The sequence below is a fragment of the Stenotrophomonas sp. CC22-02 genome, from assembly GCF_004365115.1.
Classification (GTDB): Bacteria; Pseudomonadota; Gammaproteobacteria; order Xanthomonadales; family Xanthomonadaceae; genus Stenotrophomonas; species Stenotrophomonas forensis.
In genome coordinates this window covers 1,033,680-1,060,348 of sequence record NZ_SOCO01000001.1, presented here as the reverse complement: position 1 = coordinate 1,060,348, position 26,669 = coordinate 1,033,680, and the positions used below count along the sequence as shown (strand labels likewise).

Below are 26,669 nucleotides of genomic sequence, written 5' to 3'. Positions count from 1 at the left end.
CGGCGACGGGTGAATGCAAGCGCCGCCGCGCCACTCAGTTCGGTCTCAGCTTGTCCAGGCGATCGGTCAGCGCCACCCAGAACGCAGCAGGCAGCTCGGCGCGCAGCGGGACGGCGTAGTGCCAGTCGTTGCCGAACTGACGGCACTTCACCGCGTCCTTCTCGGTCATCAGCACCGGCAGCTGGCTGCCGAAGGACAGGTCCTGCGGCTGATACACCTGATGGTCGGCGAAGGCATGCGGCACCACGCCGATGCCACGCGCGCGCAGCATGTCGAAGAAGCGCTGCGGATGGGCGATGCCGGCCACCGCGTGCACACGCTGGCCCTTGAAATACGACAGCGGGCGCGCACGGCCACCGGCCAGCGGCTGCGCACTGTCGATGTGCAGAGCCATCGGCCACTGGCCGAATCCACAGGCCTGGGCTGCGGCGTCCTCATCGGCCTGGCCGAGGTTGACCACACGGAAGTCGCACTCGGTAGCGCGGCTGACCGGCTCACGCAGCGGCCCGGCCGGAATCATCCGGCCATTGCCGTAGCGGCGCTGGGCATCGACCACTTCAATCTCGATGTCGCGAGCCAGACGATAATGCTGCAGGCCATCGTCGCAGACGATCACATCACAGCCGGCCTCGATCAATGCCTTGCCAGCGGCAACGCGGTCACGGTCCACGCGCACCGGCACACCGGTCTTCCACGCGATCAGCACCGGTTCGTCACCGCCCTTGGCGGTTGGCGTGTCGGCCTGCACCCACAGCGGCGTGTCCGCATCCTCGCGGCCATAGCCGCGGCTGGCCACGCCCGGCTTCCAGCCGGCGGCGCGCAGGCGCTCGACCAGGGCGATCGTCAACGGCGTCTTGCCGGTCCCACCCGCGGTGATGTTGCCGACCACGATGACCGGCACCGGCAGCGTGTAGTGCTTGCGCCAGCCGCGCCGATAGGCACGCCGGCGCAGCGCGGTGACACCGGCGTACAGCGGCGCCAGCAGGCGCATCGCCCAGGGAACCGGGCTGCCGTCATACCAGTACGGCGGGGTCTGGGTACCCTTGCCAGCCATCAGTCCTGCCTTTCGCGGAACTGCATGCTGTGCAGATGCTGGTACAGGCCACCCATGCTCAGCAGCTCCTTGTGGGTGCCACGTTCAACGATGCGACCGTGGTCCATCACCAGCACCTGGTCGGCATGCTCGATGGTCGACAGGCGGTGCGCGATGACCAGCGTGGTGCGCTCGGGCATCAGGCGCTGCAATGCGTCCTGCACCAGCCGCTCGGATTCGTTGTCGAGCGCAGCAGTGGCTTCATCAAGGATCAGGATCGGGGCATCACGCAGGATCGCGCGCGCGATCGCCAGGCGCTGGCGCTGGCCACCGGACAGCAGCGCGCCGTTCTCGCCGACCGGGGTCTGCAGCTGCTGCGGCAAGCGCGCGATGAATTCCCACGCGTTGGCCGCTTCGGCGGCCGCGCGGATCTGATCATCGGTTGCCTCCATGCCATAGGCGATGTTGGCGCCGATGGTGTCGTCGAACAGCATGACCTTCTGACCGACCATCGCCACCTGGCGGCGCAGATCGGCCAGCGGATAGTCGTCCAGCGCCACGCCGTCGAGGGTGATGCGCCCGCCACTGGGTTCGTAGAAGCGCGGTACCAGCCGGATCAGGCTGGTCTTGCCGCTGCCGGAACGGCCGACGATGGCGGTGACCGTGCCCGGCTTGGCAACGAAGCTGATGTCATCCAGCGCGATGCCACTGTCGGCGCGGTAGCGCAGCATGACATGCTCGAACGCCAGTTCGCCCTGCACGCGCTGCACCGTGTTGCGGCCTTCGTCGCGCTCGACCGGCATGTCGAGGATGCCGAACAGGCGTTCGGCAGCGGACACGCCACGCGAGATCGAGGACTGCACGCTGGTCAGGCGGCGCAGCGAGGGAATGATCGCGGTCATCGAGATCATCAGGCCCATGAACTGGCCGGCGTTCAGACGGCCGGCGAGTGCTTCGCGGGTCGACACCCAGACGATCACCGCCAGCGCCAGAGCGGCCAGGAACTGGACCACGCTGGACGCACCGGCACGGGTGATCTCCACCTTCATGTTCAGCGCCAGCATGCGGTTGGCCAGGCGCGAGTAACGCGACATCTCATGCTGCTGGGTGCCGTGCACCTTCACTTCCTGCTGCGCGGCCAGCGACTGCTCGGCAGTCTGCGCCATCGTGCCCATGCCGTCCTGGATGCCACGGCTGATGCGCCGGTAGCGCTTGCCGACGTAGGACACGATCACACCGATCATCGGCACCACCACCAGCATCGCCACGGTGACCTTGACGCTCATCTGCAGCATCACCGCCAGCATCGCGATGATGGTGAGGGTATCGGCGACCACTGTCTTGAGTGCATCGGCACTGGCCTGGGTGACCTGCTCGGTGTCGAAATTCAGGCGGCTGACCATCACCGGGGTCGATTCGGTATCGAAGTGCGAGGACGGCAGGTGCAGGTACTTGGCCAGTACCTGCTCACGCAGGTCGCGCACCACGCTGCGGCCGGTCTTGGCCAGTGCGTAGTCGCTGACCCAGGTGGCGGCACTTCGCATCAGGAACAGGCCGAGGATGGTCAACGGCAGGATCACCGCCATCTTTGGCTCGGGATTGACGAAGCCGCGGTTGACCAGCGGCTCCATCAGCTTGGTGAAGAAGTAGCCGGCCACCGACTCCACCGCCATGGCGATGACAGCGGCGACCATCAGGACCCAGTAGGCGCGGGTATATCCCAGCAGACGCTTGTAGATCGGCCACACCGGCGCGTGTTTGGAACTCATGGACGCACCTCGGGTGCTGTTGCAATGGCAATACGGCGGAAGCCGAGCTGGCCCAGCGCGTCCTGCGCGGTCACCACGGCCTGGTACGGAGTGCGTGCATCGGCGCGCAGCAGCACGGTCTGCTCGCGATCGCTGCCCGCCACGGCGGCAATGGTCTGCTTGACCGACTCCACGTCGCTGCGCAGCACTTCCTGATCATTGATGAAGTAACGGCCTTCGGCGTTGATCAGCACGCTGAGCGAGCGCGGCGGCTCGTTGGTCTGCTGCTGGCTGGCGGTCGGCAGCTGCACCTGCAGCGTCGAACGCGCATCGAACGTAGTGGTGACCACGAAGAAGATGATCAGCACCAGGATGACGTCGATCAGCGGTACCAGATCGATATGCGGCTCATCCTGTGACCGGTCGTTGCCGATACGCATCGATCAGGCCTTCGCCGTGGCAGCGTTGGACGCACGCACCGCCGCAGCTGGGTTCATCACCCCGGGGCGGCCATCGAGCGTATCCAGCAGTGCGCTGGCTTCCTGCTCCATCTCCACCACGTAACCATGGATGCGGCCCTTGAAGTAGCGATGGAACATCAGCGCCGGAATCGCCACGATCATGCCGGTGGCGGTGCAGACCAGGGCCTTGCCGATGCCACCGGCCAGCTGGTTCACGTCGCCCACGCCGTGGTCGAGGATGCCCAGGAACATCTGGATCATGCCGATCACCGTGCCGAGCAGGCCCAGCAACGGGCCCGCCGAGGCGATGGTGCCCAGTGCGTTGAGGAAACGTTCCATACGGTGCACTAGGTGGCGGCCGGTGTCCTCGATGCGCTCGCGGATCTGGTCACGCGGGCGATTGCGCGCTTCCAGCGCGGCGGCCAGCAGCGCGCCCAGCGGCGAATTGGCACGCAGGGTCTGCAGATGGGCCGGATCGAGCTTGCCGCGTGCGGCCCAGTTGCGCACTTCCTGGCCGAGGCCGGGCGGCAGCACTTCCGTCCGCCGCAAGGACCAGAAACGCTCCAGGATGATCGCCAAAGCCAGTACGCCCAACAGCAGCAGCGGCACCATCGGCCAGCCACCGGCCTTGACCAGTTCCCACACGTTTCAACCCTCCGGCCCAACGGCCGCTTGTTCGATCGACGATAGGATAGCAGCCGACCGCGCCCGCCCAGCGGCATCCCACCAACGGGATGCGTGGACACGCTGTTCACGCAGCTGCAGCCCTTGCGCGCCAAGCCATACGCGGATCGCCCCGGTGTCGGCGGTCGCCAGCACCTCGGCTCCCTGCGCCTGCCAGCGCTGGACCACCTCCCGGCGCGGGTGGCCGAAGCGGTTCTGGTGCCCGGCCGAAACCAGCGCCAGCCGCGGTGCCACCGCCGCCACCCACGCCGCGCTGGAGCTGCCGCCACTGCCATGATGCGGCACCAGCACCACGTCGGCCTTCAGCGCCGCTGGTGTCGCCTGCAGCAGTCGCTGTTCCGTCGACCGGCCAATGTCACCAGGCAGCAGGACAACGCCGTGACGGCTGGCGATGCGCAGCACACAGCTGTCTTCGTTGCCGGCCTGGCGGCTGCCGGGCGCCGGGTGCAGTACCTGGAAATCAACACCGTCCCACTGCCAGCGCATTCCCTGCTGGCACGGCAGGGCCCCGGCAATCGCGCTGCCGGGCGGGGCCAGCGCCTGCAGCCCGGGCAGTTGCCGCCGCAGGCTGGGCAGGCTGCCGATGTGATCCAGATGGTCATGGCTGAGCATCACCTGCCGGGGAGGCCCCTGGCCCAGCGCGCGCAGGGCCGGGACCAGGATCCGTTCATTGCCGTTGCCACCGTTCGGCGGCCCGACGTCATACCAGAGCGCGTGCTGCGCCGTGCGCACCAGCACCGCCGCGCCCTGGCCGACATCGTGCACCAGCAGTTCCAGTTCGCCCTCTGCGGGTGCCTCGCGCGCCGGCCACAGCAACGGCAGGCACAGCAACAGACCGCTGAGTGCACCGCCTGCCCCGCGCGGCAGCAGCCACCAGAACACCCCCAGCAATGCCGCCGGCACCGCCCAGACGGGCGCTTCGGCCAGCCACCACATCGCCCGCGGATGCAGCGCCAGGGGCTGCAGGGCCTGCCAGCTGAGCTCGAACAACCCGGCGGCGGCACGCCACGCCCATCCGCCCGCGCCGTCGTGCAGGGCGTGAAGAGCGGTCCCCAACAGCGACAGCGGCACCACCAGCAGCGTCCACCACGGGATGATCGGCAGGTTGACCAGCGGCCCCAACCGCGCGGTACCGCCGAACAAGGCCACGCACAGGGGCAGCAGGCCCAGGCTGGCCACCCCCTGCGCCGCCAGGAAACCGCGCAGGCCACCGCCGATGCCTTCCGGCCCGGTGCGCGGCAGGCACCACAACAGCCACAGCACTCCGCCAAAGCTCAACCAGAACCCTGCCGACAGGACCGACATCGGCGCCGGCAGCAGCATCACCATCGCAGCCAACGCCAACCCCTGTCCCGCAGCAACCGGGCGGCGTCCGGCCCGGGCCAGCGCAACCAGGCCGATCATCAATGCCGCGCGCACGGTCGGCAGCGCGCCGCCGGCCGCAACGGCATAGGCGGCTGCGGCCAGCGCGGCGCCCCACGCGGCGGCCTGCGGCCGTGGCCGGACCCGCCCCAGCGCCGGGCACAACCACCACGACACGCGGCACAACAACACACCGAATCCAGCCACCACGCCCACGTGGAATCCGGAAATGGCGACCAGATGGGTCAGGCCCAGCGCGCGCAGGTGCTCCCAGTCGGCATCGGACACGCCACGGGTGTCGCCCAGTGCCAGCGCCTGCACGAACCGTGCAGCCGGATGCGCCACCTGCGTGGCAATCGCGGCGCTGCTGCGTTCACGCCAGGCCTGCAGGCCCCGTGCGGGCAGCCGCTCACGAGCGCTTGCCGGATCACGAACCGTGCCATTGCCGGAAATGCCCCGCTGCAGCGCATGCCGCTCGGCATCGAAGCCCCCCGGATTGATCCGTGAACGCGGCGCCCGCAGGCGCAATGACAATTCCCAATGCGCCCCGGCGCGCACTGCGTGGCGCCCGCCGTCACTACCGGCGCTTGCAGCCCCGCGCCACGGATCATTCCAGGTGACCTGCAGGCGTGTGCCACGCAACGCTGGCAGCGTCTCGGACTCGTCCACATGCAACATGAAGCGCGTGTAGCCCGGCCCGCTGTGGGGAAGGTCGATCACGCGCCCCTGCACCCGCACATCCTGCGCCAGCGCAGCCGGAGCTATCTGGTGGTGCAGCGCCCAATGCCCGTGCAGCGTCGCCCATGCCAGCCCGAACACCGCCATCGCACAGCCCCGGCCCCGCCAGCGCGCCAACCAGCCGGCAACAGCGGCAACCGCCAACGGCGCGCACAGCCACAACGGCAGCAGCACCGGCAACTGCATGCAGGCCAGCGCGCCCAGTACCAAGCCTGCGGCACTGCCCGCACCGAACAGGGGCGACGCGGAGTGTTCGGGAGCCATCCGTGCAGCCTGCCGTCGAACGTGACGGGCTGCCTATCGGGCAATGCCGCGTGCAGGTGTCAGCGCCGAACGGTCCCGCGATGGAAATTGACCCGGAAGCTGGCGCCGCCGCCGGTCGCTTCGCCGACACTGACCGAGCCGCCGTGGTGCTGCACGATCTCCTTCACCAGATGCAGGCCCAGTCCGCTGCCACTGCCGGCCGCACGCAGCCGGTGGAACGGCTCGAAGATCGCCTCGCGATCATTGACCGGAATGCCGGCACCCTGATCGCTGACCTCCAGCAGGCCGCGCTCATCCAGGCGCACGCAGATGGTGCCGCGCCCGCCACCGTGAACGATGGCGTTGTGCACCAGGTTGGCGATCACCCGCCCCAGCGCCAGGCTGTCGCCGTGGATCCACGCCGGCGCGTCCGGCGCATCCACCTCGAAGCCATAGCCCGCCCCTACCACCAGCGGCGCCAGCTCGGCAGCGGCTTCGCGCACCAGCAGCGCCAGGTCCAGCCGTTGCAGCGCGCCGACATTGCGGTCGAGCCGCTGCAGGTCAAGCAGATGCTCGGCCACGTTGCCAAGGCGGGCGACGTCAGTGAGCAGCTGTGACTTGAGTTCGCCCTGCGGCAGCTGTGACAGGCGCGCCTGCACCACCGCGATCGGCACGCGCAGCTCGTGTGCGGCATCGGCGAGGAACTTGTCGCGCGCCGCGTAGCCCTGCTGCACCTTGTCGATCGCATCGTTGAACGCTTCCACCAGCGGTGCAACTTCGGTCGAAACCAGCTGCGCATCCAGCCGCGCGCCCGGCTGGCCGATATCCAGCTCCTTGGCCTGCTGCGCGGAACGCCGCACACCGCGCATCGCGCGGTGGATCACCGTCGGCATCACCAGCAACGTGACCACGATCAGCGGCAGGAAGAACCACAAGCCAATCAGGCGCAACACCATCAGTGCGCCATCCAGCAGCCCACCCTTCGGTGCGCCCCCCACCATCACCGTGATGCGCCGACCATCCTCGTTGCGGATCATCACCCTTGCCACATCCAGATACGGCGGCACCAGCGAACCGAGTTCGGTGGCGCCCAGCGCCGGCAACCGCGCCAGCAGCGGCGCGTGGATGGCTGGAATGGTTCCGCGTTCCAGCCAGCCCCCCTTGTCGTCGACCGCCGCGAACCAGAGGTTGCCCCCTGCATCCGCGTCCAGCCTGCGCCAGCGCGCCTCGTCCAGCACCAACCTGCCACCCTCACTGTGCACGGCCTTGGCCACCGCCTCGGCCATGAACATGTCCATGCCCCAGGAGTCCTTGTCACCCCAGGTCAGGATCAGCGCGACCACCGCGAACAGCACGGTGAATGCCTGCGCCAGGAACAGCCGCCAGGCCAGGCCGAGCGTGATGGAACGGATCGGGCGCGCCATCTCAGGCCTCCGCCAGCAGGTAGCCGACGCCCCGGATCACGTGGATCTCCACGCCCGCCCCGGCCTGCTGAAGCGCCTTGCGCAGCTTGGAGATGTGCGCGTCGAGTGCATTGGACTGGATCTCATCATCGAAGCCGTAAACCGCCGCTTCCAGTGCACTGCGGGTAACCGTGCGCCCCTGCCGCATCGCCAGCGCCTGCAGCACCAGCACCTGCCGGCGCGGCAGCGGCAGCGGCTGGCCTTCCACCTGGGCCTGCAGCGATTCGAAGTCGAATTCGAGGTGTCCCAGCCGCAGGCTCGGCGTCACCATCGCAGACGGCCGCCGCGACACCGCGCGGATGCGCGCCATCAGTTCCTCGATCGCCACCGGCTTGACCAGGTAGTCATCGGCACCGACGTCCAGCCCTTCGACCTTGTCCGACAACGTCCCCTTGGCGGTCAGCATGATCACCGCCAGGTTCGGGCGCAGTGACCGCGCAGTGGCGACAAAACCGGCGCCGTCACCATCGGGAAGCTGGCGGTCGAGCAGCATCAGCTGGTGCACCTGTTCGCGCAGCGCGATGGCCGCCTCGGCCAGGCTGCCGACCACATCGGCCACCACGCCCTGCCGTTCCAGGCCCGATTGCAGGGCACGGGACAGATCAGGATCGTCTTCGACCAGAAGGATGCGCATCAGGGACTCGGCTGCCGGAAACGGTGCCGATCATAGTGCCTGGCGCCTGCCTTGGGCGTCATTGCATGCCGATTGCCCAGGCGCAATGTTCTGACAATGTTGGGCCCGCACCCTGCACAGCCATCCCCCGCAAAGTGGCTGATCGATGCCGTCGCTGTCCCCGACCCTGCTGCGCCCCCTGCTGTTCTCCGCTGCCATCGGCCTGCCGTTGATCACGCATGCCGCCGACCGCAGCCCGGGCGTGCAGGCCGGCATCACCGCGGGTGCGACGTCCGGCGCGTATGCGCACTACGACGTCAAGCCGCTGGTCGTACCGGCGATTTCCTGGCAGGGCCAGCGCTTCTTCGCCAGCCCCGGCTCGCTGGGCATGTACCTGTACAAGGGCCAGGGCCTGCGGCTGTCGGCAGCACTGACGCCCTACACGCTGCGCTTCAAGACCGACGACGTGAATGATCCGCAGCTGCGCCGCCTGCACAGCCGGCAGATGTCGGCCATGGCAGGAATCAACGGTGAATACAGCGCCGACTGGGGCATTGTCGAGGCCGGTGTGATGCGTGAGATCACCGGGCATGGCGGTGGTTTCGAATCGCGCCTGCATTACAGCTATCCGATCCAGGCCGGCCGCTTCACCTGGGTGCCACGGGTGGGCGTGGTGCACTCCAGCGCACGCCTGCTGGACTACTACTACGGCATCAGCGACGAGGAAGCACTGCGCTCGGGCCTGGCGGCCTACCGCCCGGGCAGCACGACATCGCCGAGCCTGCAGATCGCGGTCAGCACGCCGCTGGGTACCCAGTGGCGTGCGACAGGCGTGGTCGCCAACCAGTGGTTCGGCGATGCGGTGAAGGACAGCCCGATGGCACGACGTGGTACACAGACGTCGGCCTTCGTTTCCCTGATGCGCTCGTTCTGATCGAGCGCCTGCTACGGACAAGGACCCCCCCATGGCCTCCGTCTCCCCTGCTGCAGAAGCGCACGCGATCCTGCGTGCTCCCGACCTGGAAAGCGCCGAGCGCGCCTACCTGGGCCTGATGCCCGACCTGGAACACGTGAACGCGTTGGCGCGGCGCGCCCTGGGACTTTCGCGCGTTGCCGATGCGGCACGCGGCTACGCGCTGTCGATGACCCTGGTCGGGCTGCGCCTGCAGGAGCTGGAGATGGGTGAGGCCACCGCGAAGGAACAGCGCCAGGCGACCCTGCGCAGCCTGCGCCAGGCCTTCAACGCCTGAGCGCAGGGTAGCAACGGCGCCTGCAGCCGGTGCTGCAGCGCCGCGCAAGGACTCAGCGGAAGGTGGTCCAGGCCAGGACCGCAGCCAGCAGGGCCACCCAGACCACCGCCTTGAACGTGCCCTCCAGCATGTTGCCGCCGAACAGCAGTTCAAGCACTGGGTTGGGCCGGGACACCGGGACATGATCGCTCATCGGGAAATCCTTCTGGTAATGAGGGGAAGGCAGGCGCGCATGCCTGCGCGGGTGCCACTCTAGTACAGGCGCGGCACCCGCGCGCGCGTGGCGAACATCGGCTTAACAACCTGTGCGCCAGTTCCGGTATGTTCGGCCCAACGCTGCGTTCAAGGATGATCGATGATCAAGCGCGTCCTGTTCCCCGTTGTGGCCCTGCTGCTGTCTGCGCTGATCGTCGCGCTGGGATGGCAGAACCGCCAGCTGCGGCAGATCAACCAACAGATGGCCTCGCAGCTGCAGGAGATGCGGCTTGAAGCGCACGGCCTGGCACTTGGCAGCGTTCCCGGCCCGCTTGCGCTGAAGACCACGCAGCAGGCCCGTGTGCAGCTGGGCGGCCCACGCGCTGCGCCGCAGATCCTGTACTTCTTTTCCACGACCTGCCGCTACTGCCTGGCCTCGATGCCACATGTGCGGAAGATCGCCGCTGCACGGGGTGCCAGCGAACTGATCGGTGTGGGACTTCCCCCCTACGATGAACTGGCCGACTACGCCGGCGCGCACGATCTGCGCTTCCCGGTCGCCATCGACAGCGAAGGCGATGCATCGAAGCGCTATCGCGCAACGGTCACGCCGATGCTGATCGTGCTGGGCAGCGATGGGGGCGTGGCCTACAAGCATGTGGGCCAGCTTGATGAGCAGGTCGTACAGGCCGCCATGACGTCGTTGGCGCCGGACCTCGCCCTGCCCTGACCTGGCACGCGCCAGCCCCTCATCACCACATCACGCGCCACCACTGGCACTCACGTGCCTTCGGCAACTGCAACACCACAACGCCAACCAAGGAGATACACATGATCGGAAAGAAAGTCCTTTCGTCCGTCGCCGGTATCGTCGTTGTCGCGGCCATGGCCTTCGGCGCCGCCCAGGCCTTCGCCGTCGCGCCCAAGACCGGCTACGCGCCGGGCTGCGAACCACACCCGAGCTGTCCGTTCGGAAATTCCGGCAAGCCCGGTCAGGTACTGTGCTGTGATCCGTTGTAATCCCATCCGTTCCGAAGCCCGGGTTCTCTGACCCGTTGCCACCGCCGCGCCGCTGTTCCGGCTCCGCGGCGGTGGCAGGGCCAGGGATCATGGCTACCCTGCCCCGGATTCATCCTCCACGGACCGGCTTGAAGCGCGCTTTACCGGCTTTCGTCGCATACCGGTTTCACCGCGCAGGAGGCAGTGCCACGCTGGACTCCCTTCTCCGGAGCACCGTGCCATGCCGATGCTTGCCCTGCTGCTGTTGTGCGCTGGATTGTTCGGCCGCGACGCCGACGCCGGGGATACCTCACTACGCCGCCAGATCCTGCAGGCCGACGCCGAACACGCAGGTGCGCCGGCGGCACGCGATCCGGCGACCCTGCAGCTGTACCGGCTGCGCCAGGACCGCGTTCTGCGCGTGGGCTACCAGCCTCTGGCCGCAGACGGCCAGCAGCAACGGTCCAGGTCGGCGCGCTTTGCGCAGGTCTGGGAGTGTGTCGAAGGCCACTGGAAGCTGCAGCGCATGATCAGCCTCGATGAATGGGTCGCCCAGCGCTGATACACAGCGAGGCAACCCTCACACATGAAAAAAGCCGGCCCAAGGCCGGCTTTCATCGTGATCCACCACTGCACCGGTCATACCGGGAGCCAGGTGGTGGGCGGTACAGGGTTCGAACCTGTGACCCCTACCATGTCAAGGTAGTGCTCTACCGCTGAGCTAACCGCCCATCTTGTTCTTGCCGCCCGAAAGCTGGCCTTGCTACGTAAAAACCCGGCGCCAGGGCCGGGCTTTGCAGTTCACGACAGCCCCCTTCCAGGGACTTCGTGGTGGGCGGTACAGGGTTCGAACCTGTGACCCCTACCATGTCAAGGTAGTGCTCTACCGCTGAGCTAACCGCCCGTTTTTGCTTCTGCATTTCCGCGATTGCGTCGGTGCAGGCCGCGTATATTACGGATGCCAGCCGTGAAGCGCAACACTTTTGTGAAGATGCGGCTGCCCTGCCGCGTTCAGCCCAGGCTGGCTTCCTTCAGCTGCCGGATCTGGTCGCGCACGCGTGCCGCATCCTCGAACTCCAGGTCCTTGGCATGCTGGTACATCTGCTGTTCCAGCGTCTTGAGCCGGGTCGCCAGCTGGGCCGGGCTGAGCGACCGGTAGTCAGCCCCTTCCTCTGCCACGCCTGCCCGGCTCTTGCCCTTGCCCTTCTTGGCTTCCTTTTCGGCCGCGTCGGAACGGGCGCCTTCCAGCACGTCGACGATCGGCCGTGCCACCGAGCGCGGCACGATGCCGTGTTCCTCGTTGTACTCGACCTGCTTGGCGCGGCGTCGGTCAGTCTCGTCGATCGCCGCCTGCATCGAACGGGTGATCTTGTCGGCATAGAGAATCGCCTTGCCGCGCACGTTGCGCGCCGCACGGCCGATGGTCTGGATCAGCGAGCCGGTGGAGCGCAGGAAGCCCTCCTTGTCGGCATCCAGGATCGCCACCAGCGACACCTCGGGCATGTCCAGGCCTTCGCGCAGCAGGTTGATGCCGACCAGCACGTCGAACTTGCCCAGGCGCAGGTCGCGGATGATCTCCACGCGCTCGACCGTGTCCACGTCCGAATGCAGGTAGCGCACGCGGATGCCGTGCTCGGTGAGGTATTCGGTGAGATTCTCCGCCATGCGCTTGGTCAGCGTGGTGACCAGCACGCGGTCGCCGGCCTTGATGCGCTCGTTGGCCTCGCTCATCAGGTCATCGACCTGGGTACCGACCGGGCGGATTTCCACCACCGGGTCGATCAGGCCGGTCGGGCGCACCACCAGTTCGGTGATCTCGTCACCGGCTTCACGATACTCATAGGGACCGGGCGTAGCCGACACGTAGATCGCACGTGGGCAGCGCTCTTCCCACTCCTCGAAGCGCAGCGGACGATTGTCCAGCGCAGAGGGCAACCGGAAGCCGAATTCGACCAGAGTCTCCTTGCGCGAGCGATCGCCCTTGAACATCGCACCGATCTGCGGAATGGTCACGTGCGATTCGTCGATCACCAGCAGTGCGTCGGGCGGCAGGTAGTCGAACAGGGTCGGCGGCGGCTCGCCGGCATTCTTGCCGGTGAGGTGACGCGAGTAGTTCTCGATGCCGTTGCAGAAGCCGACCTCGGCCATCATTTCGATGTCGAACTGGGTGCGCTGGGCCAGGCGCTGGGCCTCGACCAGCTTGTTCTCCGCGTACAGCTGCTCCAGCCGCTCCTTCAGCTCGACCTTGATGGTGTCCACCGCCGCCAGCACACGCTCGCGGGTGGTCGCGTAATGGGTCTTCGGATACACGGTGAAGCGCTGCATGTTGCGCAGCGTCTCGCCGGTGAGCGGGTCGAACAGGGTGATCTTCTCGACCTCGCCATCGAACAGCTCCAGGCGCAGCGCCTCGCTGTCCGACTCGGCCGGGAACACATCGATCACTTCGCCGCGCACGCGGAACGTACCGCGCTGCAGTTCGTACTCGTTGCGCGTGTACTGCAGCTGGGTCAGGTGATTGATCAGGTCGCGCTGGTCGATGCGCTCGCCCTTGGACAGGATCAGGCGCAGCGACAGGTAATCTTCGGGGGCACCCAGGCCATAGATCGCCGATACGGTCGCCACCACGATCGCATCCGGGCGCGACAGCAGGGTCTTGGTCGCGGCCAGGCGCATCTGCTCGATGTGCTCGTTGATCGAACTGTCCTTCTCGATGAAGGTGTCCGACGACGGCACATAGGCTTCCGGCTGGTAGTAATCGTAGTAGCTGACGAAGTACTCCACCGCGTTGTGCGGGAAGAACGCCTTGAACTCGCCATACAGCTGTGCCGCCAGCGTCTTGTTCGGCGCCATGATCAGCGTCGGCTTCTGCACGTTCTGGATGACGTTGGCGATGGTGTAGGTCTTGCCCGAGCCGGTGACGCCCAGCAGGGTCTGCTTGGCGATGCCCGCTTCGAAGTTGCTGGTCAGCTTCGCGATGGCATCGGGCTGGTCGCCCGCCGGCGAATACGGCGAGACGAGTTCAAAACGGTCGCTCATGGTGTTGCCAGTTCCCGGGAAAGGTGAGTATACGGGGCCAGGAGTGACGGCCGGCTGAGGGGTTTCCGGGCAGCCGAGCGCGGTGCTACCTGATGGCGCAGCCCCTGCGAGGCAGCGAGGCTGGATGCATGCGCCTCCCTCCTGCTTCCAGCCCCGACACGCAGCACGGCATGCATCTGCTCGAACTGCTGGTGGTGGTGGCGGTCCTTGCTGTCCTGCTGGCAGCCGGCTGGCCCGCGCTGCGGGAACTGATGCTGCATCAACGGGCGGAATCCACCCGGCTCAGCCTGCAGTCTGGCCTGGCCACCGCGCGCTACCAGGCCATCATGCGCAGTGCGCTGATCGGCCTGTGCGCAAGCCCCGATGGGCACCACTGCGGCGACGATTGGAGCCAGGGCTGGATCGTGTACAGGACCAACGGCCGGCGAGAGCCCCCCTCCTCCATCGACTCCATCCTGCTGCACCAGTCCGGCCTGTCCAGCGTCAGGATCAGCGCGGCCAGCAGCAGCGGCCGGCCGCAGATCTACTTCCAGCCGGATGGCCGCAGCCCCGGTGCGAACCTGACGCTGCGCATCTGCGCGGACGACCGGGAGCGTGCCCGGGTCATCGTCAGCAACAGCGGCAGAATCCGCTCGACCCGCAGCCAGGACGGCCCACCCTGCTGACAACAAAAAAGGCCTGCGGATAACCGCAAGCCTTTGATGCGTAATGCTTGGCGCCCGAAGTTGGACTCGAACCAACGACCCCCTGATTAACAGTCAAGTGCTCTAACCGGCTGAGCTATTCGGGCGGGGAGGCGCATTGTAATCACCTCGAACAGAGAGTGCAACACTCTTTCACGCAGCCCTGCAGGCAGCTTCCCGCTCGCGTCACCAGCAGTCGGACAGCGTTGCCTGCGACGTCTTCACGTTGGCCTGGTTGAGCGTCAGGTCGCCACATTTGTCCTTGGTCTGCGCATTGGCCGCCGCTGCAGTGAACGTGAACGTCGACTGCCCGGTCTCCATGGACAGGGTATAGGCCGCGGTGCCGCCCTCGCGTGGCGAGTTGATGGACTCAGCTCCGCCGGGGAAGGTGAAGCCCACATAGGTGTTGTTGATGGTGTGGTAGCGCTCGGCCAGCTGCGCGTACTCCACCAGATCGGCCTTGGCCTGTGCACGCCGCGACTTGAGCACGTGCGCGCTGTAGTTCGGATAGGCGATCGCAGCGAGGATCGCCACGACCGCCACCACGATCATCAGTTCGATCAGGCTGAAACCGCGGGCCAGGCGGCCCGCCATGTACGGTGTGCGCATTGCAGTGGCTCCTGGTGCCAGCGTAGAAGGAACGTCGATCACTGGATCTGCCTCCACGACTGGCGACCGCAGGGGTACGGCAGGTACATCGGATCCGCGCCAGCCACCGAAATCTGCATCATGCAGGCATCACCTGGAGGTTTCGGCGGCGGACTGCCAGGCTTGCCCGCGTCCGGCGGCGCCAGCCGCGGCACCACCGAGGTGGTGACATCCCTCACCGGCGCGTTGCCGCCGGTGTTCAGCGCGACACCCGCCGTCCCTGCGCCCTGCGATTTTCCGTCCGGTGCGCCAAAGCGCACCTGCGACATCGATGCCTCGCCACTGCTGGCCTGGAGGCCGAACAACCAGTTCGAGCCATCCACCGAACAGCCCTGGGCCTCGGAAGGAATATAGGTCGGGAAGAACACCACGCCGGAGACGATGCGCGGATTGCCCACGGCCCGCTCCTTGTTGGCGAGCGTCACTGTCCAGCCACGACTGACCGTGGGAATGCTGCCTGCACTCAGCGTGCGCAGATTGTCACTGATGCCGGCGGCATACGAACGCAGGTTGGCCGAAGTCAGTGTCGCGGTCGACAGGCCGGCCTCGGTGTCGTTGATGCCGTACAGCGCCTGCAGCGCCGAATCGTTCTCGTCGCCGTAGTAGGAGAAGCTGCCGGTGCCGAAGATCAGCATCACACCGCCGGACGGCCCCGTGGTCACGGTCATGCCACCGGTGATCGGCTGACGATAGGTCAGGCGATCACTCGCATCGACATGCGTATCGGTGGTGAACAACGGTACCGTCGGTGCAGCATCGTTGCGCAGGTCGAACTTCCAGACCGCGCCGCGCTTGTCGGCCGCATAGACAGTATCTGCCAGGCCATCGCGCACCTGTTCGTTCTGCCCCGCTCCACCCCAGCGATCGACCACGACGATGTTGCCCAGCCCATTGCTGCCGGCCGGCAGGTTGGTGCCGGACTCGACGGCTTCGATCATGCGGATGGTCGGGGTGCTGCCGGCCACCATATCGACCACGAACAGGACCGCCTTGCCGCTGCTGCTTTCATAACCATTGCCGAAGATCGCGCGGAAACTCACCGAACCGTCTGCGTTCTTCATCGGCACGATCACCGGCTTGCCCAGTACATGGCCGATGTTGGCCCGAACTTCGCTGTCCAGCGCCGAGTTCAGATCGCTGATCTCCCACAGCAGCGAACCGGTTCCCCCGAAGCTGCCCGGATCGGACACATCCAGTGCGAACACGCTGCGCCCGCCCGCGCCGGCAGTACCCACCAGCGAGGTGGTCCAGCCATTGCTGCCATAGGTGTCGCTGACCGTTATCGGGCCATCGACGTAGTAGCGATGCTGGAAGCGCTGGGTGTTCTCATTGGTCGGATCGTAGGGCAGCAGCAGATTGCCCATATGGCCCAGCGCGGTGGACGGAATGTAGGCGAACAGTTCCTTGCCGCCGTCACTGTCCATTTCCCCAGTCGCGCCCATGCCGCCATCGAAGGCATGCAGCATGCCGTCATTGGCACCGGCATAGACCATGTAACGACGATCATCCCGCTTGGTGGTCATGTACTCGGCGTAGCTGCTGCCAATCGCACCCGGCAGACGGCGGAAACCGTAGTCGTCCAGGGGCGAGCTCAGCACCGGCGTGGAGGTGATGATGTCGCCCAGCACGGTGGTGCGGTCACGCAGCTTGCCGCCATTGCGCTTCTCGTTGCCGGTAGCACCCCGCAGATAGGCCACCGCCGTTGCCGAGTCGGTGGCCAGCGTGGTGATCTCCGATTCAGAGCAGATCTTCATGCCCGGGTACAGCGAGCCCGACTTGTCGCACAGATTGGCCAGGCTGACGTTGCCACTGGAGAAGTCCACCAGCGCGCCGTTGCGCCAGAAACGGATGCGGCGTGAATCGGCCGCCGGCATCTGCGCGGAGGCTTCCCAGGCCTCCTCCGAAATGACCTTGCGGGTGGATTCTTCCACCTTCAGGTTGAAGGCGTGCAGTTTGCCGTACCAGTCGGTGCCGTTGTTGGTCGCTTCGTAGAACGGCTCCACCGACAACGAGCCTACGCCGATGCGCGCGCCGGTCAGCGAACGCGAGCCGGACGGCGTGGCGCCCTGGGCGACATTGCTGATGATGCGGCGCATCGCAGCGGTGATATCGCCCGGACGGGTGGCATTGACCATTTCGCCGCGGGTGTCATACACCGCGTTCCACAACTCATCGACCGCTTCCGGCTTGAGATCCTGCGTCGACGTGGGGAAGCTCGGCTTGTTCACATAGGGATTGGGGCTGAGTACCCACGGCCGTTTGGGATCCGGCAGGTACTTGACGCCGAACTCCTTGCCCAGCGTACCCAGGGTGACGCCGTAGAAATTCATGTGCAGGTGCGTCTTGCAGTCCAGCGCCGGGTCTGGATTGGCCCCCTTGCACTCGGAAGGCACTGGCACGGAATTGGTCTCCTTGGTATCCACCAAGGACTTTTCGTAGTACGGCGCCACCAGGTCCTTCATCAATGTCCTGTTTTCGGTCTCATTGATGTAGCCGTCGGTAAACAGCATGCCGGCGTTCTTCTGGCACGACAGCAACACCGGCGCTTTCGCGTCGGTACGCTTGAACTGCTGCCCCAGGTAATCGGCGGCCGATCGATTGGGCGTACTGCTACTGGCCCGCATGTCCTTCATGATGTCATCGAGAAGCGTCGACTTCTCATCATCATTGGTCATGTTGTACATCGTGACGTTACGCCGGTTGTTGATGCGGAACCAGCCGACTCGCAGGTTGGTCTGGTCATGCAGTGCAGTGGTGGCTGCGCCGATCAGCGATTCGCGACGCGTCCGATACAGGCTGAACCATCGGGCGAAGTTGCCCATGGCCTGGTTGTACTTGGCCGTATTGTTGCCAAAATTGGCGAGCTTGATTTCGTACTTGTACAGGGTGCCCGGGCGACCACCGACAGGGTTGGTCACCGCGACCGGTGACGCGGTATAGCCATAGTCTTCAGGCAACGTAGCCCGATCCACCAGATAGAACGTGGCCGGGAAGAACACCATGGCCGCACTGCAGTTCCCGGTGAGGGTCACGGCCTTGGAGCCGACCACGCTGAATCCGCCGTCGGTCGAGCTGTTGTTGCGGTTCAGATCACCACAGCGGTCGCGTTCGATACGCGTGCCGGACGGAAGCACCATGCCGCTGTAGAACTGGAATCGCCAGGCCACGTTGCTGCCATTGACCACGACGGCATTACTCGTCGAATCGGCGGTCAGGTTCAGCGTACCCGTCTTCAGAGAGAAGGCGCCGCTCGGCCGAGGATCCAGCGGCGCACTCTTGGGATCGATGCCCTGTTTCGGGAAGTCGGCATTGGGTTCCGGAAGGCCCGTCTTCCAGTAAGAGTATGTTTCGCGTGGATCGAAGTAGGAGGCATTGACGTCCGGAGAACGTGCGAAACCGTAAGCATCCAACGGCGGAAGTGCCAGATTGGAGTCCCGACCGTAGCTTGGAAACACATAGTGGTACAACAGCCCGCGATCAACGTAGCCGTTGGCCTCGCTGCCCGTGTAGAAGCTCTTGCCGCCCCAGCGGTAAACGCCGTCGCGGGTATTGTTCAGCACTTCCCAAAGCATCGAACCGGAATCGTCCAGCGCCATCAGGAACGCTGGCGGCGTCTGCACCTGGATGTTCAGCGGCGCCTGTGCCAGCGTGCCCTGGGCCTGGGCGGCCATCAGGCTGTAGATGAAGTAGCCTCCCCCCAGCGCCAGTGCGGCGCCGCCTGCGGCCATGAAGCGGAATTTGCGCGAAGCCATGGCCTGCGTCCTCAGAGTTTGAATACGGTATCGATCACCACCGACGACGAGCTCGCATCCGCATCGTCGGTAGCGAACCCGGTGATCTGGTAGATCGGTGTGGTGTCATCCAGCGGTCGGCCCATGTCCAGCGACGATTCGCCGACCACGCAGCTGTCGATCTGCCGCACGTTGACGGCCGGCGCCGTCTCGTCGCGCCGGTCCTCCGCCCAGCTGGCCGGGTCGAAGCCGTCATCGCAGACACGCGATACATCCCCTGCCTGCAGCAGGCTGCCCTCGCTCACGCTTTCGCGATTGGTGATCTGCTCGACCGAACGCTCGGCCGCCCGCACCACGCCTTCCGAATTCTGGAAGGCGCGGTTGGCCGCCCGGTAGTTGGCCGCCATCTTTTCCTGCATGCCGGCCACCTGCATGCCGGCAATTCCGAGCAGCGCCAGCAGGATGAGCATCACCAGGGCCACATACAGCACCGCACCGCGCTGCTGGGCGGGAGCGGCGACAGGCCGGAAGGAACGCGGGAAAGGAGTCATGGTCAGTTTCCGAACAGGCGATTGCGCAGCGCAATCGACACTTCATAGCTGGAGCGGTAATGACCGTCGGACTTGTCGCCGTTGGCAAAGCCCACGCCGAGCACAGACAGCGCATTGGCCGAGCGGGTCGAGGACGACGGCGACGGACTGCGTGCCAGCAGCCCCACCTGCACCTGCCCCACGCGCAGCCATTGCGCGGCCCCCTTGGCATCGGCATCGGTGCTGACGCCATCGGCCGCAGCGAACTGCGTGATGTTGCCGGCGGGCGGCGTGTCCAGGCCGATGTTGGCGGTGTTGTCCAGGCCATACATCAGCTGCAGGCTTTCGATGCCTTCCACCAGTTCTTCGTTGACCGAGTAGGCGCCGTCACTGTTGGCGCGCGCGCGACGCAGGCCCGGCTGCTTCGTCTCCGGATTGATGCCCACGTAATAGACCATCGACTCGGCGCGATAGAGCATGGTCTGACCGGTGGGCTGCGCGGCATAGCGCGACAGGTCGAGCGAAGCGGCGGTGACCCGTGCGGCGCTCAACGTGCCCGCGAATACATCCGCGTGGCCGCAGTCGGCGATGCCGAACAGGGTCGGATCGCCCACGCCACCGCCGGTCAGGCGGGCGACGCGGGTGCTGTCCATATCCAGCAGCGCATTGCCGCCGTCCGCGGAAATGGCCGTGACCGGCACGCCTTCCGGCGCGAAGAAGCGCAGGACCAGCACGTCGCTGCCGCCGGCCGGTGCCGGGATGAGCCCTTCGATCGCGGTAGGCAGGCCGGTCGGAGCCGACCAGTCCGCGCCCAGCGTCAGGCTCCCGCCCGGCGTCGTCTCGGGCGCATCGAAGCCCTGGATGGACACGCTGAAATCCAGCGGACTGCCATCGCCCGAGGTTGCCCCCAGGTGTGACACCGGGTCGCCCTGGTTCTTCACCACGTGAGCCTGGTCGTTGACGCAGCCCATGTGTCCGGCCATGCGGATGTCGCGCTCGAGGAAATCCAGCGCGAAGCGCGCGTTTTCCTGCACGCGGGAAGCGCCCTCGGACAGGCGGGAGGCCGTCTGCGAGGCGATGAACACCTGGACCACGCCCAGCATCAGCACGAGGCTGATCACCAGCGCGACCATCAGTTCAACCAGCGACAGGCCGGTCATGGCGGCACGACGGTTCATGGCCATGCTCACAGCTCCGTATCCAGGGCGAAGGTGGTGGCCTTGTCCGGATGGTCCGGATCCCAGCGCTGGTCGCCCCAGCTGACGGCCACCTTCACCTTGCCGCCGTTGTAGGTGACTTCCGCGCCGGCGTCATCACCCAGCGCCTTCACCACCTGGCACTGCCAGCGCGCGACCTTGGCGGAAATGGCGACGTCGCCGGTGTCGGCACTGCATGCCTTCTCCGCGGTCTTGCTGCCTGCCGCGAACGACGCAGTGGTGTACCACGCCGCCTGGTAGCGGTTGCTGCGCATCTGCTCGGTCAGGTCATAGGCAAGATTGGTGGCCTGGGTGCGGTAGTTGGCGCTCTGCACGAAGCGGACGTTCATGGTCTGCAGCAGCGCGAAACCCAGCAGGCCGAACGCCAGCACGATGATGGCGATCAGCACTTCCAGCAGGGTGAAGCCCCCTGCCTGCCGCGCGCGGATGGAGCGGGATTTCATGGGCAGGCTTCCTTGGTGCTGCGGATCTGCCCGGAGGCGTTCACCGTCAATGTGCGCTTGTGCAGTGCGTCCTTGCTGCAGACATCCGGCTCCAGCAGGATCTCCTGATCGGTGCTGGCCCTGCGGCGCCCGCGGCCGTCGAAGGCGATCACCTCCGATGGCCCGCTGACCGTCAGCTTCGGGCTTCCATTGACGAAGCGCAGCACGGTCTCGCCCGACGACATCTCGCCGTCACCATTGGTATCGGCGAAGGCCAGCATGCCGCCGGACCAGCTGCCGTCGCAGCTGGCGCCATCGCTGCTGCCGCACACGCCGCCGCCGCGGTTGCTGCGGATCGCCTCGCTGCGGGCCAGGCTGAGCAGGCCAAGGATTTCATTGTTGCCCGAGGTCACCCGGCTGGAACGCAGGGTGCCCTGGAAGCTCGGAAACGCGATCGCGGCCAGGATCGCCACCACGGCGATGGTGACCATCAGCTCGATCAACGTGAAGCCGCTTTCCCGGCGCAAAGACATTGGACGCTCCCCAGCGTATTGATGGCCACGATGGGCCATCGCCCTGCCACCGGCAAGCGGCGGCAGGATGAACGGTCAATCCGGGACGACGGGCGTCAAAGGCTTGACGACCCGCCCTTCCCTTTCCGGCCCGGCGCGATCCCCATCGCGCCGGTGCAGGCTCAGGCCAGCACCTGGTAGCAGGGCTGGTATTCGCCGGAGATCTTCATCCGGCGCTGCTCGACGAAGGCGCGCAGCAGCGCGTCCAGGGCCTGCATCATGTCGGTGTCACCGTGGATCTGGAACGGCCCGAACTGCTCGATGCGGCGCATGCCGTCTTCCTTCACGTTGCCGGCCACGATGCCCGAGAACGCCCGGCGCAGGTCGGCCGCCAGCGCGTGCGGCGCACGCCCGTGGTGCAGGTCCAGCGCGGCCATCGCCTCGTGGGTCGGCACGAACGGCTGCTGGTACTCCCACGGAATCTCGATCGACCAGTTGAAGAAGAACGAATCCTTCTGCGCCAGGCGGTGTTCGCGCACGCGCTTGATGCCGCTGGCCATCTTCTTCGCCACCGCCACCGGGTCACCGATGATGATCTCGTAGCGCTCGGCGGCTTCATCGCCCAGGGTCAGGCGGATGAAGCGGTCGATCTGCTCGAAGTACGGCGCGGCCACGGTCGGGCCGGTCAGGATCAGCGGGAACGGCAGGTCCTTGTTTTCCTCGCGCAGCAGGATGCCGAGCAGGTACAGGATTTCCTCGGCGGTACCGACGCCACCGGCGAACACGATGATGCCGTGGCCGATGCGGACGAAGGCCTCAAGGCGCTTCTCGATGTCCGGCATGATCACCAGGTGGTTGACGATCGGGTTCGGCGACTCGGCGGCGATGATGCCCGGCTCGGTCAGGCCGATGTAACGCGTCACGGTACGGCGCTGCTTGGCGTGGGCGATGGTGGCGCCCTTCATCGGGCCCTTCATCGCGCCCGGGCCGCAGCCGGTGCAGATGTCCAGGCCGCGCAGGCCCAGCTCGTAACCCACCTGCTTGGTGTACAGGTACTCGTCGCGCGAGATCGAGTGGCCGCCCCAGCACACCACCAGGTTCGGATCACCCGGGTTGAGGATGCGGGCGTTGCGCAGCAGCCCGAACACCGCGTTGGTGATGCCTTCGGACGACTCCAGCTCGGCCGCATAGGCCGGTCCCATCTCGATGGCCATGTAGGCCAGGTCACGCACCACCGCGAACAGCAGTTCGGCGACGCCGCGGATGATCTCGCCATCGACGAAGGCCATCGCCGGCGCGTTGACCAGGTCGATGCGCACGCCGCGATCCTGCTGCGCCACCTGGATGTCGAAATCGGGATACAGATCGCGCGCTGCACGCGGATCGTCAGAGGCGCTGCCGCTGGTCAGCACGGCCAGCGCGCAACGGCGCAGCAGCTCGTGCATGCCGCCGGCGGAGGCATCGCGCAGGCGCGCCACTTCGGCCCGCGACAGCACATCCAGCCCACCGCGCGGGTAGATCCGTGCGTCCTGCACCGGCAGCGCGCGGGCTGCTTTTTCGTTCGTGGTCATATCCAATTTTTCGCTTCCTTCAAGGTTTCCGACTGTACTGCCGCCCCCTTAAAAAGCAAAACGGCCGGGAAACCCGACCGTTGGATATGTGCCGCCCGTGATCACCTGTCCGGGACCGCTTCGGCGGCAGTGGCGCCGCGCACATTTCCGGATGCTACGCCCATGCAGAGCCGCCTGCAAGGACTTTCGCCTGAACGGAAAACGGCCGGGTTTCCCCGGCCGTTTCCACTTACATCTTCAGGCTCTGACGGATCAGAACTTGTACTTCAGGGTCAGCTGCATCGACCAGCGCGACACCGCGGTGTTGCCCTTGTCGTTGTTGTTTTCCTGAACCTGCGCGTTGTCGGTCGAACCGGTGAACGAGTACACGTACTTGCCGGTGGCCGGATCGATACCCGCGTAGTTGGCAACGCGACGGGTCGAGTAGAAGCCGTAGTCGTCGATCAGGCCCCACTTCTTGTTAAGCAGGTTGCCGACATTCATGATGTCCAGGGCAACTTCACCCTTGTGACCCTTCATGAAGCCCGGGAATTCCTGGCTGATGCGGACGTCGAAGCTGTTCACCCACGAAGCGCGGTGCGAGTTCGCCGGGACCACGCTGCCACGGTAGGCATCCAGATCCGGGGTCTTTGCCAGCCAGTCGAAGAACGCCTTCTCCATCGCGGCGCCGCCGGTGAACAGCACGTCGCCCGGGCCCTTCGGCACGTAGAACAGGTCGTTGGTGGTCGCACCGTCGCCGTTCGCGTCGTTGTAGAAGATGTAGCTGTACGGACGGCCCGAACGGCCTTCGTAGAACAGACCGACGCGGGTAGCGTTGTCACCGAAGAAGTTGTGCTTCCACTCCAGGGTGCCGGTGATGCGGTCCTTCATCGCGTAACGCGAGTTGTAGGCGACGTTCTCGTTGGCGTTGAAGATCAACGTGTTGTTCCAGTTCGAGGTGTTCTGCGAGCTGGACAGCGGGCTGACCTCGGACGACTTGGTGTAGGTGTAACCCAGCGACCAGCCCCAGTTCTCGGTCAGCGGCTTGGCCAGCGAGAAGGTGGCCTGGGTACCGTGACCCTTGTCGGTGTTGCGCAGGACCAGCACGTCACCGATGTCGGTCGGACGGTTGAAACGATCAACCGCGTTCTTGGTACCGGTGGAGATGCCGTAGTCCACACCCTTGTCGATACGGGTGTTGGCCGAGTTGCGCCCTGCATCGTTCCAGTAGATCGCACGGCCGTCCTGACCGGTAGCGGTCGGAGCCGACACGTCCAGACGGTCGAAGTAGATGCCGTCCTTGACCTTGGTGAACAGCAGTTCGGCCGACGCCACGATGCCGTACCACGGCAGCTCATGGTCGAATGCCAGGTTGGCCTTCCACACCGACGGCAGGCGGGTGCCCGGCGCGATGATGTCGACGTTCTGACGGGCCGAAGCCGGGCCACCGGCCGGGATGTACGGGTTGTTGCCATCCGGGGTGAAGGCACCGGCCGGGATGCTGCGCTCGTCGTACTCGATGTAGTTCAGGCCGGTGTTCTGGTAGGCACCTGCCAGCCACACGTTCGGGGCAGCGCCGCCGAACAGGCCCACGCCGCCGCGCAGCTGGGTCGGGCGCTCGCTGTCGAAGGTGTAGTTGAAGCCAACGCGCGGCTGCACCAGGTTCTTGTCGACCAGCTTGGTGTTGTTGAAGCCGTACAGCTGCTCGATGCGCGGGTTGTACAGGCGCTGGGTGCTGAAGTCAGGCATGTCGATGCGCACGCCGAACATCAGGTTCAGGTTGTAGTTGATCGCCCAGGTGTCCTGCACGAACACGCCGGTGTTCTTCAGGGTGAAGTCGGCCGGGATGTCGCTGCGGCTGCCATCGGCGCGCGGCGCACGCAGCTGGTAACGCGACGCCTTGCCCGCCAGGAAGTCGTTGACGCTGTTGAATTCGTACACGCCGTTGAGGTTGCGGCCGTAGAAGTTCATCAGGTCGTTCTTCGAGTAGTCGAAGCCGAACTTGACGGTGTGGTCACCGATGTACCAGGTACCGGCACCGAAAGCGCTCAGTTCCTTCGACTCGACGATGTTGACGTGGGTGTTCTGCTCGGTACCGACGTACAGCGAGTCATTGCCCGACTTGATGCGGATCTGCGGCATGTCGACCAGCGGAACGCGGTTGGCCGAGTAATCCTTGTGCGAGACCTTGAACTCGGTCGAGAAGTTCTCGGACCAGTCACTGAACAGTTCGCCCATCCAGGTTTCGTATTCGGTCGGCTGCTGGTACCAGAAGTTGCTCAGCGAGATGGCGCTGCTGCTGACCTGCGGGAAGCGAACGACGTTCTGCTCCATCTTGTTGTAGCGCAGGGCCGCACGGTGGTTCTCGTTGATGTTCCAGTCCAGCTTGACCGCGTACTCTTCGATCTCGGTCTTGCTGTTCGGCGCAGACAGGCTGCCCGGGTCATAGCCCAGCTTGCCCAGGAAGTTCTGGACATCGGTGATCTGCTGCTGGGTGATCGTGCCACGGCCGATCGGCGTGTCGCTCAGGGAAACGCCAGCCGCCGCGCGCTCGTACTTTTCATAGTTGGTGAAGAAGAACAGCTTGTCCTTGACGATCGGGCCGCCGAAGGTCATGCCGTAGGTCTTCTCGTCCTTGAAGCCGTTGAAGTCCTGCTTGTCACCTTCCAGGCGCGAACGGACCATGTCCTTGTCGCGGTAGGAACCGTAGATGGTGCCGTGGAATTCATTGGTACCCGACTTGGTGACGGCGTTGATCACCGCACCGGTACCACCGGAAATGGTGGTGTCGTAGTTGGCCAGGTCGATGTTGATTTCCTGGATGGCGTCCATCGACACCGGCTGACGCTCGGTCGGCAGGTTGTTGGAGCCCAGGCCGAACGGATCGGAGGCGCTGATGCCGTCGATGCGGATGGCGTTGTAACGGGTGTTCTGGCCACCGGCCGAGATCGCGCCGTCAGCCTTGCTGACCTGCGAGATGCGCGGGTCCAGACGGATGTAATCCTGGATGTTGCGGCTGGCCGACGGCAGCGCATCCATCGTTTCACGGGTCACGTTGGTGCCGGTGCCCATCTTGTTGGCACTGAACAGGTCCAGGCCGCCAGCGGTGGCGACGACGTTCACGGCGTCCAGGTTGGTGGCAGCCAGATCACCGCCGAGGTTGGCGTTGACGGTGTTGACCTGGTTCAGGTTCAGGTAGACACCTTCTTCGGTCTTGGTGCCTTCACCGGACTTGGTGATGGTGATGGTGTACGGACCACCCACGCGCAGGCCGCGCGCATTGTAACGACCCGCCGCATCGGTGGTGGCACGCGAAACGGTGCCCGACTCGGTGTGAGTGATGGTGACTTCAGCGCCGGCGACAGGCTGGCCTGCGGCGGACATCACCTGGCCGCCGACGCCGGCGGAGGTGCTGCTCTGGGCGAAGGCGGGAGCGGCGGCAAGTGCAGCCACGAGACCAAGGGTAAGCTTGGACATCCGGAGTGGGTGGGTCATTTTTCGGTAGCCTCGATGCGAGTTGGCGATGGCGGAAAAAAAGCGCATCCAAACAG

Annotated in this window: 23 protein-coding genes and 3 tRNA genes; 6 read left to right on the top strand and 20 right to left on the bottom strand. The window is 65.8% G+C overall.

What is annotated here, in order from left to right:
* Positions 1 to 34: 34 nt before the first annotated feature.
* Genes lpxK through N440_RS04985 form a run of 7 tightly spaced genes read right to left on the bottom strand, consistent with a single transcriptional unit; the run spans position 35 to position 8,366 of the window.
* Positions 35 to 1,054: a tetraacyldisaccharide 4'-kinase gene (lpxK, locus tag N440_RS05015; protein ID WP_133934293.1), complete on the bottom strand. Its 1,020-nt coding sequence runs from the start codon at positions 1,052 to 1,054 to the stop codon at positions 35 to 37.
* Positions 1,054 to 2,802, bottom strand: a complete 1,749-nt coding sequence (gene msbA / locus N440_RS05010; protein ID WP_133934292.1) for a lipid A export permease/ATP-binding protein MsbA — start codon at positions 2,800 to 2,802, stop codon at positions 1,054 to 1,056. The genes lpxK and msbA overlap by 1 nt, the downstream gene beginning before the upstream one ends.
* Positions 2,799 to 3,221: a biopolymer transporter ExbD gene (locus tag N440_RS05005; protein WP_004152323.1), complete on the bottom strand. Its 423-nt coding sequence runs from the start codon at positions 3,219 to 3,221 to the stop codon at positions 2,799 to 2,801. The genes msbA and N440_RS05005 overlap by 4 nt, the downstream gene beginning before the upstream one ends.
* Positions 3,222 to 3,224: 3 nt before the next feature.
* Positions 3,225 to 3,887: a MotA/TolQ/ExbB proton channel family protein gene (locus N440_RS05000; RefSeq protein WP_133934291.1), complete on the bottom strand. Its 663-nt coding sequence runs from the start codon at positions 3,885 to 3,887 to the stop codon at positions 3,225 to 3,227.
* A gap of 3 nt (positions 3,888 to 3,890) precedes the next feature.
* The gene (locus N440_RS04995) at positions 3,891 to 6,290 is read right to left on the bottom strand and encodes a DNA internalization-related competence protein ComEC/Rec2 (protein ID WP_133934290.1); all 2,400 of its coding nucleotides are present in this window, start codon (positions 6,288 to 6,290) and stop codon (positions 3,891 to 3,893) included.
* 59 nt (positions 6,291 to 6,349) lie between these two features.
* Positions 6,350 to 7,693 (bottom strand): HAMP domain-containing sensor histidine kinase, encoded by a 1,344-nt coding sequence (locus tag N440_RS04990; protein WP_133934289.1) that lies wholly within the window; start codon positions 7,691 to 7,693, stop codon positions 6,350 to 6,352.
* A 1-nt stretch (position 7,694) separates the two neighbouring features.
* Positions 7,695 to 8,366 (bottom strand): response regulator transcription factor, encoded by a 672-nt coding sequence (locus N440_RS04985; RefSeq protein ID WP_133934288.1) that lies wholly within the window; start codon positions 8,364 to 8,366, stop codon positions 7,695 to 7,697.
* A gap of 145 nt (positions 8,367 to 8,511) precedes the next feature.
* On the opposite strand from N440_RS04985, the gene N440_RS04980 reads away from it, so the two are divergent.
* Positions 8,512 to 9,279 (top strand): MipA/OmpV family protein, encoded by a 768-nt coding sequence (locus N440_RS04980; protein ID WP_133934287.1) that lies wholly within the window; start codon positions 8,512 to 8,514, stop codon positions 9,277 to 9,279.
* Between the two features lie 31 nt (positions 9,280 to 9,310).
* Positions 9,311 to 9,595 (top strand): hypothetical protein, encoded by a 285-nt coding sequence (locus N440_RS04975; protein ID WP_133934286.1) that lies wholly within the window; start codon positions 9,311 to 9,313, stop codon positions 9,593 to 9,595.
* Between the two features lie 52 nt (positions 9,596 to 9,647).
* Here the strand turns inward: N440_RS04975 and N440_RS20315 are convergent, their stop codons facing one another.
* A complete protein-coding gene (locus tag N440_RS20315; protein WP_008268513.1) occupies positions 9,648 to 9,788 on the bottom strand; it encodes a hypothetical protein in 141 nt (46 codons plus the stop codon).
* A 162-nt stretch (positions 9,789 to 9,950) separates the two neighbouring features.
* Here N440_RS20315 and N440_RS04970 point away from each other — a divergent pair, with 162 nt between their 5' ends.
* The 3 genes from N440_RS04970 to N440_RS04960 all read left to right on the top strand — a co-directional run bounded on the left by N440_RS04970 (position 9,951) and on the right by N440_RS04960 (position 11,351).
* Entirely contained in the window at positions 9,951 to 10,520 is a 570-nt protein-coding gene (locus tag N440_RS04970; protein WP_133934285.1) for a TlpA disulfide reductase family protein, read from the top strand.
* A gap of 101 nt (positions 10,521 to 10,621) precedes the next feature.
* Positions 10,622 to 10,810: a hypothetical protein gene (locus N440_RS04965; RefSeq protein ID WP_008268658.1), complete on the top strand. Its 189-nt coding sequence runs from the start codon at positions 10,622 to 10,624 to the stop codon at positions 10,808 to 10,810.
* Positions 10,811 to 11,030: 220 nt separating this feature from the next.
* Positions 11,031 to 11,351 carry a hypothetical protein gene (locus tag N440_RS04960; protein ID WP_133934284.1) on the top strand — a complete coding sequence of 107 codons (321 nt, stop codon included), beginning with the start codon at positions 11,031 to 11,033 and terminating at the stop codon, positions 11,349 to 11,351.
* Positions 11,352 to 11,445: 94 nt separating this feature from the next.
* Here N440_RS04960 and N440_RS04955 read toward each other — a convergent pair.
* The 3 genes from N440_RS04955 to uvrB form a co-directional block, all read right to left on the bottom strand.
* Positions 11,446 to 11,520 (bottom strand) — tRNA-Val (locus N440_RS04955).
* Positions 11,521 to 11,618: 98 nt separating this feature from the next.
* Positions 11,619 to 11,693: transfer RNA gene (locus N440_RS04950), tRNA-Val, on the bottom strand.
* Between the two features lie 107 nt (positions 11,694 to 11,800).
* Positions 11,801 to 13,825 (bottom strand): excinuclease ABC subunit UvrB, encoded by a 2,025-nt coding sequence (uvrB, locus tag N440_RS04945; RefSeq protein ID WP_133934283.1) that lies wholly within the window; start codon positions 13,823 to 13,825, stop codon positions 11,801 to 11,803.
* Positions 13,826 to 13,953: 128 nt separating this feature from the next.
* Between uvrB and N440_RS04940 the strand changes: the two genes are divergently transcribed.
* Complete coding sequence (locus N440_RS04940; RefSeq protein WP_279587424.1) at positions 13,954 to 14,490, top strand: GspH/FimT family protein; 537 nt, start codon at positions 13,954 to 13,956, stop codon at positions 14,488 to 14,490.
* A 48-nt stretch (positions 14,491 to 14,538) separates the two neighbouring features.
* Here the strand turns inward: N440_RS04940 and N440_RS04935 are convergent.
* The 9 genes from N440_RS04935 to N440_RS04895 form a co-directional block, all read right to left on the bottom strand.
* Positions 14,539 to 14,615 (bottom strand) — tRNA-Asn (locus tag N440_RS04935).
* 79 nt (positions 14,616 to 14,694) lie between these two features.
* Positions 14,695 to 15,117, bottom strand: coding sequence for a type IV pilin protein (locus N440_RS04930; protein ID WP_133934281.1), 423 nt, complete (start codon positions 15,115 to 15,117; stop codon positions 14,695 to 14,697).
* A 38-nt stretch (positions 15,118 to 15,155) separates the two neighbouring features.
* Positions 15,156 to 18,908 carry a PilC/PilY family type IV pilus protein gene (locus tag N440_RS04925; protein ID WP_133934280.1) on the bottom strand — a complete coding sequence of 1,251 codons (3,753 nt, stop codon included), beginning with the start codon at positions 18,906 to 18,908 and terminating at the stop codon, positions 15,156 to 15,158.
* Between the two features lie 11 nt (positions 18,909 to 18,919).
* On the bottom strand, positions 18,920 to 19,438 hold the full coding sequence (locus tag N440_RS04920; RefSeq protein ID WP_006429636.1) for a PilX N-terminal domain-containing pilus assembly protein: 519 nt from the start codon (positions 19,436 to 19,438) through the stop codon (positions 18,920 to 18,922).
* 2 nt (positions 19,439 to 19,440) lie between these two features.
* Positions 19,441 to 20,601, bottom strand: a complete 1,161-nt coding sequence (locus N440_RS04915) for a PilW family protein (protein ID WP_133934279.1) — start codon at positions 20,599 to 20,601, stop codon at positions 19,441 to 19,443.
* A 2-nt stretch (positions 20,602 to 20,603) separates the two neighbouring features.
* Positions 20,604 to 21,077: a type IV pilus modification protein PilV gene (gene pilV, locus N440_RS04910; protein WP_049456558.1), complete on the bottom strand. Its 474-nt coding sequence runs from the start codon at positions 21,075 to 21,077 to the stop codon at positions 20,604 to 20,606.
* Positions 21,074 to 21,589, bottom strand: a complete 516-nt coding sequence (locus N440_RS04905; RefSeq protein WP_133934278.1) for a GspH/FimT family pseudopilin — start codon at positions 21,587 to 21,589, stop codon at positions 21,074 to 21,076. Before N440_RS04905 ends, pilV begins: the two co-directional genes overlap by 4 nt.
* 161 nt (positions 21,590 to 21,750) lie before the next feature.
* Positions 21,751 to 23,139 carry a nucleotide 5'-monophosphate nucleosidase PpnN gene (gene ppnN, locus N440_RS04900; RefSeq protein WP_133934277.1) on the bottom strand — a complete coding sequence of 463 codons (1,389 nt, stop codon included), beginning with the start codon at positions 23,137 to 23,139 and terminating at the stop codon, positions 21,751 to 21,753.
* 252 nt (positions 23,140 to 23,391) lie between these two features.
* Positions 23,392 to 26,613: a carboxypeptidase regulatory-like domain-containing protein gene (locus tag N440_RS04895; protein WP_133934276.1), complete on the bottom strand. Its 3,222-nt coding sequence runs from the start codon at positions 26,611 to 26,613 to the stop codon at positions 23,392 to 23,394.
* Between the last annotated feature and the right edge of the window lie 56 nt (positions 26,614 to 26,669).

Coding starts and splice junctions, on each gene's coding strand:
- N440_RS04920 (WP_006429636.1), bottom strand. CDS start 19,438: ATGACTCCTTTCCCGCGTTCCTTCCGGCCTGTCGCCGCTCCCGCCCAG.
- N440_RS04980 (WP_133934287.1), top strand. CDS start 8,512: ATGCCGTCGCTGTCCCCGACCCTGCTGCGCCCCCTGCTGTTCTCCGCT.
- N440_RS04905 (WP_133934278.1), bottom strand. CDS start 21,589: ATGTCTTTGCGCCGGGAAAGCGGCTTCACGTTGATCGAGCTGATGGTC.
- uvrB (WP_133934283.1), bottom strand. CDS start 13,825: ATGAGCGACCGTTTTGAACTCGTCTCGCCGTATTCGCCGGCGGGCGAC.
- N440_RS04990 (WP_133934289.1), bottom strand. CDS start 7,693: ATGGCGCGCCCGATCCGTTCCATCACGCTCGGCCTGGCCTGGCGGCTG.
- pilV (WP_049456558.1), bottom strand. CDS start 21,077: ATGAAATCCCGCTCCATCCGCGCGCGGCAGGCAGGGGGCTTCACCCTG.
- N440_RS04995 (WP_133934290.1), bottom strand. CDS start 6,290: ATGGCTCCCGAACACTCCGCGTCGCCCCTGTTCGGTGCGGGCAGTGCC.
- N440_RS04915 (WP_133934279.1), bottom strand. CDS start 20,601: ATGGCCATGAACCGTCGTGCCGCCATGACCGGCCTGTCGCTGGTTGAA.
- N440_RS04930 (WP_133934281.1), bottom strand. CDS start 15,117: ATGCGCACACCGTACATGGCGGGCCGCCTGGCCCGCGGTTTCAGCCTG.
- N440_RS04965 (WP_008268658.1), top strand. CDS start 10,622: ATGATCGGAAAGAAAGTCCTTTCGTCCGTCGCCGGTATCGTCGTTGTC.
- N440_RS05005 (WP_004152323.1), bottom strand. CDS start 3,221: ATGCGTATCGGCAACGACCGGTCACAGGATGAGCCGCATATCGATCTG.
- N440_RS04940 (WP_279587424.1), top strand. CDS start 13,954: ATGCGCCTCCCTCCTGCTTCCAGCCCCGACACGCAGCACGGCATGCAT.
- lpxK (WP_133934293.1), bottom strand. CDS start 1,054: ATGGCTGGCAAGGGTACCCAGACCCCGCCGTACTGGTATGACGGCAGC.
- msbA (WP_133934292.1), bottom strand. CDS start 2,802: ATGAGTTCCAAACACGCGCCGGTGTGGCCGATCTACAAGCGTCTGCTG.
- N440_RS04975 (WP_133934286.1), top strand. CDS start 9,311: ATGGCCTCCGTCTCCCCTGCTGCAGAAGCGCACGCGATCCTGCGTGCT.
- ppnN (WP_133934277.1), bottom strand. CDS start 23,139: ATGACCACGAACGAAAAAGCAGCCCGCGCGCTGCCGGTGCAGGACGCA.
- N440_RS20315 (WP_008268513.1), bottom strand. CDS start 9,788: ATGAGCGATCATGTCCCGGTGTCCCGGCCCAACCCAGTGCTTGAACTG.
- N440_RS04925 (WP_133934280.1), bottom strand. CDS start 18,908: ATGGCTTCGCGCAAATTCCGCTTCATGGCCGCAGGCGGCGCCGCACTG.
- N440_RS04970 (WP_133934285.1), top strand. CDS start 9,951: ATGATCAAGCGCGTCCTGTTCCCCGTTGTGGCCCTGCTGCTGTCTGCG.
- N440_RS04895 (WP_133934276.1), bottom strand. CDS start 26,613: ATGACCCACCCACTCCGGATGTCCAAGCTTACCCTTGGTCTCGTGGCT.
- N440_RS04960 (WP_133934284.1), top strand. CDS start 11,031: ATGCCGATGCTTGCCCTGCTGCTGTTGTGCGCTGGATTGTTCGGCCGC.
- N440_RS04985 (WP_133934288.1), bottom strand. CDS start 8,366: ATGCGCATCCTTCTGGTCGAAGACGATCCTGATCTGTCCCGTGCCCTG.